At 41.0% G+C, this 1302-nt stretch carries 2 protein-coding genes; one reads left to right on the top strand and one right to left on the bottom strand.

Features of this window, described 5'->3' with window-relative positions; translation table 11 throughout:
• Window positions 1–177 precede the first annotated feature (177 nt).
• Entirely contained in the window at window positions 178–339 is a 162-nt protein-coding gene (locus HMPREF3208_RS06895; protein WP_230953081.1) for a hypothetical protein, read from the top strand.
• Window positions 340–387: 48 nt separating this feature from the next.
• On the opposite strand, the gene HMPREF3208_RS04155 is transcribed toward HMPREF3208_RS06895, so the two are convergent.
• Entirely contained in the window at window positions 388–933 is a 546-nt protein-coding gene (locus tag HMPREF3208_RS04155) for a 4'-phosphopantetheinyl transferase superfamily protein (protein ID WP_064347363.1), read from the bottom strand.
• Window positions 934–1302: the final 369 nt, after the last annotated feature.

A 1302-nucleotide genomic window follows, 5' to 3' on the forward strand; every position in this document is an offset into this window, starting at 1 on the left:
TTATATGAACAAGTCTCAAAATAGTATGAGAATTTTTATTATTTTTTACCGTAATTTCTTCAGAGAGAGATTTCTGCTAAAGTGACGCGATGTAGGTGTGTTTGCTTAGTTTTTCGTCGATTTTTCGTCGGTTTTTCGTTGGTTTTGCGTCGGCTTTGTTTGCGTAGTTGTTAAATTTTGTCTATGAATTTCGGTTGCGAGGTTTTTGTTTTTTCTGGTGTAACAGGTGAGTTGGGTATGGCAGGTGAGTTTGGTGTAGTTTGTATGGCAGCTCGGGCGCACGCCACAGCAACCACCCGCATCGAACTATCAAGTAAACTACCAAAAACTACTCGATAAACTACTCGATAAACTACGCAATAAACTACGCAATAAACTACCAAAAAACTACAAGATTTCGAGCAGGACTACAGCGGAAGCGATCGCCGTATTATCTTGTGTAGATCCGTCGTGAGTAAGTGAAATATGCCAGCGAATCAAGCTGTTACTACCATCATTGCAACCATCATCGCTACGGTTACTGCTGTTGCTACTACTGTTGTTACTGCTACTGGTACTCTCGCTGCTACTGTCAGAAAATATATGATGACATAATTGATAAAGCTTACTTTGTACTTCTTGTGAGAGCTGCACGCGCGGGCAACCGTGAGCATTGTCAAGAATCTCAATATTTGACCAAGGTGTATTGTCAAGCGTGTACGGATAAATGCCATTACTGATTGATAACGCTTCAGACCATGCTTTAACCACTGCTTCTTTGCCAGCCCAACGCGCAGCAATATGCAAAGATTCATCATCATGCTTAGCTTCTGCACGTAGGCTGCATTGTCGAAGTTCACGCGTAGAAAACAGTGTTCGCCAACCGTTACTTTCGCGCATCTGCTCAGCAAATTGTGCAACATTCACCACATCGTGACCTATCCCTGCAATCATGATCACTGCCTTCCCTCATAGCGTAAGAACCTATTGTTGCATACTGATCGGTTCTCATAGTTTATGGTTCGCAATCCACTTCACAATCCACTGTTTACAATCCACTTCACAATATATCGGAAGCACGATTGCAAATCTACATAACGGAATAAAACAAATCTACATAACGTAATAAAAAGTATGTTGCGAATGTGCTTTCAATGCAAATTTTGTGAGTAAGTGCACTGAGATTGTGCGAGCGTAATAAACGTACTTTCGTTCTGATTGACGAAAGCAAGAACAGAATTTGCACTAATACACGCAACTAGTAATACATGCACTAATACACGCACTACTAGGGTTATAGGCCAAAAGTGTGTAAGAAATCAT

It is taken from the genome of Gardnerella vaginalis, assembly GCF_001546485.1.
Lineage (GTDB): Bacteria > Actinomycetota > Actinomycetes > Actinomycetales > Bifidobacteriaceae > Bifidobacterium > Bifidobacterium vaginale_D.